This is a genomic window from Selenihalanaerobacter shriftii, assembly GCF_900167185.1.
Lineage (GTDB): Bacteria > Bacillota > Halanaerobiia > Halobacteroidales > Acetohalobiaceae > Selenihalanaerobacter > Selenihalanaerobacter shriftii.
The window spans coordinates 1-6,162 of record NZ_FUWM01000044.1 but is presented as its reverse complement, the minus strand read 5'-3'; the positions used below and the strand labels follow the sequence as shown (position 1 = coordinate 6,162).

Genomic DNA, 6,162 nt, shown 5'->3' with positions numbered 1-6,162 from the left:
TATCAGACCAATCTGCGTTTTTAAAAGTAGTTAAACCCTTTTTTATTTCTCGGCTTATTGTTGTCCTATGACAGTTCATTTCTCGGGCTATTTCACTATAATTTTTATTTTGCTTATTATATAAATGAGCAATAATCTTACGAGCTCCTAGTTTTAAATGTTTCCCTTTTTCTCTTTCTATGATATAATTACTTTGACGCATATTTGTGCCTCCTTAATGTTTAAGTGTGGTTACTTAACATTTTATCAGAGGAACAAGTATGTGTCATTTTTTTATTAGCCCGTGCATTTAATTATACAATGCACCCCCACATCTGTAAAAAGAATTGATAAATAAAAGCACCCAATACTCCTCCAATAATTGGACCAATTATCGGTACAATTAAACCATAACCCCAATCTGAATCTCTCTTCCCAGGAATAGGCAAAACTGCATGAGCAATTCTCGGCCCTAAATCTCTAGCTGGATTAATTGCATATCCTGTTGGTCCACCTAAACTTAAACCTAAAGACCATACTAAAAAGCCTACTAATAACGCTCCTAAAGCACCTGCTTCGTTATGGCTATTGGAAATTCCTAGAATCCCAATTACTAACATTGCTGTCCCTATAATCTCAGTAATCATATTCCAAGGAATATTTCTAATCGCTGGACCTGTTGCGAATACACCTAGTTTGCCATCTGCATCATCAGTTACAGCAAAATGATCTCTATATGTCAAATAAACCAGTACTGCTCCTGCAAAAGCACCTAACATTTGTGCAGCAATATATCCAGGAACTAAACTCCATGAGAAATCACCAATTGTTGCTAAGCCAATAGTTACTGCCGGATTAATATGGGCACCACTTACCCAACCAGTTACATAAACAGATATTGCTACTGCAAACCCCCAACCTGTTGCAATAACAATCCAATCGCTACCCTCACCTTTTGATTTCTTTAAGACTACATTAGCAACTACTCCATCTCCTAATAAAACTAAGATTAGTGTTCCTAAAAATTCAGCTGCATACATTCCCATCTGTGATGCCATTAAATCTCCTCCTTGAAGTATTATTTTTTATTAAGCCAACTCTTAATCATACTATTATAATTCTGTCTCCCCCTTCCTCTTCTTTTTCTAAATAAATTAACAAGTAATAAAACATAAAAAGCCCTGCCTAGTCACTAAAACATTATCTACCAACCCAGATATACTGGTACCTATAATTAGGTAGACTTCTCCCTTTAATGACTAGACAGGACTTTCTCCTCTTCTCTATCCCATCTTTATGTCTCTTTATTTAATTTTCAGATTATTATAAAAACTGATGTTATTAACATTATATATATCAATTGAACATTTGTCAATAATTTTCGACAATTTTCTGATATTTATTTAGTTACATTTATACCTTAAATTCCCATAGATCCTTACTACTAGTAGAAACTGCTAAAATTTCTGTCTGTAATATATTCTTTAACTGTTCTTTATTCTTGATTAACCCTCCAGCAATAATTGGTAGCTTCAGTTTTTGACGCAAATCGCTAATTATATGAGGCAGAATTAAACCTGGCAATACTTCAACTAAATCAGGCTTTGAACTTTTAATAATATTGACACCTGTTTCAAAAGCAGAAGAGTCCAAGATAAATAATCTTTGAATTGTAATTAAATCATACTTCTTAGCAGCTTTAATTAGATAATTTTTGGTGGTAACTATACCATCAATTCCTACTTCTTCTGCTAAGTATTTCATTCCATATTTATCTTTCCCTATCCCTTTTACTAAATCTATATGTAAAAAGACTAATTTATCTAACTCAATAGCTGTTTCAACAATTTTAGGTAGATTAAATATATTACCACCTAAAACAAAAATAGCCGCTATCTTCTTTTCTGGAATAGATTCTAAATCTTTTAATGTCTTAACTGCTGCAATTACTGGCCGTTCTTTTAATATATGTTCAAAGTATAGCATTTTTTCACTCCTAATTTTTATTAATATATTGCATATAAAATAACTATATTATACTAAAACTATTATTTAAATTCAAACAAAAAATCCTACCCAGTCATTAAGGTGACTAACTTATCTAAAAAGCTAACCTTAATAATTAAATAGGATTTCCTTTACATACTTTATTTAAAAATTTACTTAAAAGCAATCACTGAAATTTCAACTACTACATCTTTTGGTAGACGAGCCACTTCTACACAAGCCCGTGCCGGAGGTTCTTCATCAAAATATTCGGCATAAACTTCGTTAACTTTACCAAAATTATTCATATCATCAAGAAATACTTCAGCCTTTATTACATCTTTTAATTCATAATCTGCTGCTTCTAAAACAGCTTTAACATTATCTAAAACCTGACGTGCTTGAGTTGGAACATCTCCTTCAATTAAGTCACCAGTCTTAGAATTAATAGGAATTTGACCTGAAACATAAAGGTTCCCTCCTGCTTTAGTAGCCTGAGAATATGGTCCAATTGCTGCTGGAGCCTTATCTGTACTAATAATACTTTTACTCATAATGAATTCCTCCTTTATTTTCTATTTAATCTTATCTTAATCTTTTTAAATCATATCCTGATTCTTTAAGTTTATTAATGATTTTTTCAATATGTTCTGAATCCTTGGTCTCTAATGCTAACTCTACTTCAGCCTGTTTTAAAGAAATATCTGGATTTAAACGATCATGATGAACTGAAATCACATTTGCTTCTGTCTTAGCGATAACGCTTAATAACTTTTTTAAAACACCGGGAGTATCTGGTAAACGTGTAGTCAATACAGTTCTTCTACCCGCTTTAACCATACCTCTATCTATAATTGTAGAAATCATATCTAAATCTATATTTCCACCACTTAAAACTATAGCTACTTTCTTACCATGTAATAAAATCTTATCATTCAATACTGCAGCTAATCCAGTAGCTCCTGCTCCTTCTACTATTAGCTTTGACCGCTCTGATAATAATGAAATAGCATGAGCAATCTCCTCTTCACTAACAGTTACGATATGATCAACATATTTTGAAATAATCTTATAAGTTAAATCTCCTGGTCTCTTAACAGCAATTCCATCAGCAATAGTATCTACTGTTGTTAAAGTCTTTACTTCCCCTCGCCTTAATGAAGCTTTCATAGAAGCTGCTTGAACTGCTTCCACACCAATTATCTCTACATTAGGCTTAGTTTCTTTAACAGCAGTTGCAATTCCAGACAGTAATCCACCGCCTCCAATAGGTGCAATGATTACTTCTACATCTGGCAACTCTTCTAAAATTTCTAAACCAATAGTCCCTTGACCAGCAATCACATCTAAATCATTAAATGCTGGAATAATAGTAGCCCCTGTCTCTTCTGCATATTCTTCTTCTTTTTCGTGTGCCTCATCATAAGTATTTCCACTCAAAATCACTTTAGCACCATAATCTTGAGTAGCTTTCACCTTAGCTATCGGTGCTCCTTTAGGCATAATAATTGTGGAATCAATCTCAGCTTTAGTAGCTCCTAAAGCAACCCCTTGTGCATGATTACCAGCTGAGGCAGCTACAACTCCTTTTTCTTTCTCTTTAGCTGTTAAGTTAACTATCTTATTATAGGCACCTCTAATCTTAAAAGAACCCGTCCTTTGTAAATTTTCAGGTTTTAAGTATATTTCATTTCCACTTAATTTGCTAAAAGTTCGAGAATAATCTAATTCTGTTTCTTCAATTATCCCATCCAAATTATGTCGAGCATTCTTAATATCCTGTAGCGTCACTAACTCCATTAATATCTACCCCCTATTTAGGGCCTATTCAAGGACGAATTACTGCTTTATTTAGTAGTATTTCTAATTAATCAATATTTATCCTTAAAAATTATCTATTTTCACTTTGTCCCTTCAATCTCTTTTAAATAATTGTAAATAGTATATCGTGAAACACCTAAATCTTCAGCTGCTGCCTCAACAGCTCCTTTAATCATGAAAGCACCACGTTTTTCTAAAAATCTAATTACTTCTAATTTATCCTCTTTATTCATAAAAGGTACTGGCTTATCTACCTGGGATTTAGCTTTATGAATCATTTCTGCTAATATTTCAGTAACATCACTGGCAAATGTCTCTTGTTGTTGAGGATCATCTGCAAGGTTACCTTCTACTGAACATAAATCATCAATAATATTTTGAGTCAAAAGCAAGTTAGTAATATCGTAATTAATACATAAGCATCCTATAACTTTACCAACTTCATCTTTGACAAACATAGTTGAAGATTTAAAAGTCCGTCCATTTTTAGTTTGATTACGATATTTTAAAACATCATCTATTTCCTCTTCATTTCGTAAAACTCTTAAAACCAAATCAGTCACAGGTCCACCTAAATCTCTATCAGTCAATTCTCCAGCCAAAAAAACAATAGAGCTTTCGGGATTACTCAAATCATGGATAACAACTTCTGAATTATCGCCTAAAGTTTGATAAATACCTTTACCAACTATTTTTAAATTATCTAAATAAGGGTGGATGTCTCTTTCATTATCAACTAATATTCTCATAATAGTTTCCTCCCATGCTCTCCTACTAATAAATATTTAATTAATAATTAGCTACTACTTTTCCTAATGCAATAGAAGTTAATTTATTGACATGATCATCTGCTCTTGAAGACATGGCTACTGGAGTACGGGCTCCCATGACAATACCAGCAATCTTTGTGTCCGCATAGTAAGTTAATGCTTTATATAGTACATTTCCTACTTCTATGTAAGGAACTAAAAAGATATCAGCTCGCCCAGCTACTTCACTTTTTATCCCTTTTCGCTTTTTAGCTTTTAAACTAACAGCATTATCAAAAGCTAATGGACCATCAACAATTCCGCCTGTAATCTTACCTTCAGCATTCATTTTAGCTAAAGCTGCTGCATCTAATGTTGCCGGCATCTTTTCATTTTCAATTTCAATAGCAGCTAAAGCAGCAACTTTAGGATTTTTCACCCCTAAAGCATGGGCCATACTAATTGAATTTTGAACAATGTCAACTTTTTCTTCTAAACTAGGTTTAATGTTAATAGCAGGGTCAGTCATAAATAATAATCTATCCGATTTTGGTATATCTAATGCTGCTACATAACTTAGTAATTGTCCTGTTCTCAACCCAAAATCCTGGTGCAAAACAGCTTTTAAAATAGTAGCACTACTAATTAACCCCTTCATCACGAAAGCGGCATTACCAATATGAACCTGTCTAACTGCTTCTAAAGCAGCTTCTGAATCATCAGCTATATTGATAACCTCTGCCTTATTTAATTTATACCCTACTTCCGCAGCTGCTTCCCGTATCCTTGTTTTATCTCCTACTAAAATTGTTTCAATTAAACCTCTTTCTTCCGCCAACTTAATAGCCTTTAAAGTGTCACTATCATAAGGTGCCGCAATACTCATAGTACTCACTTCTAGTACTTCTGCTTGTGCTAATAATTCGTCAAAATCATTTATCAAGTTCTTTCCCTCCTGCAAAACTTCAATTAATAAATTACTTACTCCTACTCTAATACTATTCTCCATTACTTTATTTTCTTTTTAAAGGTACATAATTCCTTCTTATGCACTTAATAGTTTATGAATTTTATTAATATTTGGTGATTATATTACTTGAAGAAATCAGGAGAGAATTTCTCCAACTTAATAAAGTTCTTATTTACTTAGTTAATAACTCTTTAGCATCATGATATTCTAAATCAAATACTTCAGCTACTGCTTTATAAGTTACTTTACCTTCATAAACGTTTAATCCCTTAAGTAATGCTTTATCATCTAATAAAGCTTCTTTATATCCTTTATTAGCAATCTGTACTGCATAAGGTAAAGTTACATTAGTTAAAGCATAAGTAGAAGTTCTAGCTACAGCTCCTGGCATGTTAGCTACTGAGTAATGAACTACTCCGTGTTTAGTAAATACCGGATCATCATGAGTAGTTGGATAAGTTGTTTCTACACAACCACCTTGATCAATAGCTACGTCAGCAATAACTGCTCCTTCTTTCATATCTTTAATCATATCTTCAGTTACTAAGTGAGGAGCTTTAGCACCTGGAATTAAGACTCCACCAATTACTAAGTCTGCTTTAGTTACTTCATCATAGATATTATACTTATTAGACATTCTTGTCTTAACATCACCAT

Annotated in this window: 8 protein-coding genes; all 8 read right to left on the bottom strand. The window is 32.8% G+C overall.

The features are described 5' to 3' along the window. A partial coding sequence (locus tag B5D41_RS13815) for a helix-turn-helix domain-containing protein (RefSeq protein ID WP_143555677.1) occupies window positions 1-202 on the bottom strand: 202 nt, incomplete at its 3' end. Between the two features lie 91 nt (window positions 203-293). Further along, a complete protein-coding gene (locus tag B5D41_RS13810) occupies window positions 294-1,037 on the bottom strand; it encodes an MIP/aquaporin family protein (RefSeq protein WP_234983972.1) in 744 nt (247 codons plus the stop codon). A 355-nt stretch (window positions 1,038-1,392) separates the two neighbouring features. Further along, entirely contained in the window at window positions 1,393-1,965 is a 573-nt protein-coding gene (locus B5D41_RS13805) for a glycerol-3-phosphate responsive antiterminator (protein WP_078811205.1), read from the bottom strand. A 173-nt stretch (window positions 1,966-2,138) separates the two neighbouring features. After that, the gene (locus B5D41_RS13800; protein ID WP_078811204.1) at window positions 2,139-2,519 is read right to left on the bottom strand and encodes a RidA family protein; all 381 of its coding nucleotides are present in this window, start codon (window positions 2,517-2,519) and stop codon (window positions 2,139-2,141) included. A 31-nt stretch (window positions 2,520-2,550) separates the two neighbouring features. Further along, on the bottom strand, window positions 2,551-3,765 hold the full coding sequence (gene ilvA / locus B5D41_RS13795; RefSeq protein ID WP_078811203.1) for a threonine ammonia-lyase: 1,215 nt from the start codon (window positions 3,763-3,765) through the stop codon (window positions 2,551-2,553). Window positions 3,766-3,866: 101 nt separating this feature from the next. Beyond that, entirely contained in the window at window positions 3,867-4,535 is a 669-nt protein-coding gene (locus tag B5D41_RS13790; protein WP_078811202.1) for a helix-turn-helix transcriptional regulator, read from the bottom strand. Between the two features lie 40 nt (window positions 4,536-4,575). After that, window positions 4,576-5,478, bottom strand: coding sequence for a bifunctional enoyl-CoA hydratase/phosphate acetyltransferase (locus tag B5D41_RS13785; RefSeq protein ID WP_078811207.1), 903 nt, complete (start codon window positions 5,476-5,478; stop codon window positions 4,576-4,578). 199 nt (window positions 5,479-5,677) lie between these two features. After that, window positions 5,678-6,162, bottom strand: a 485-nt coding sequence (locus B5D41_RS13780) for an alanine dehydrogenase (protein WP_407695270.1), incomplete at its 5' end; no start/stop codon positions are given.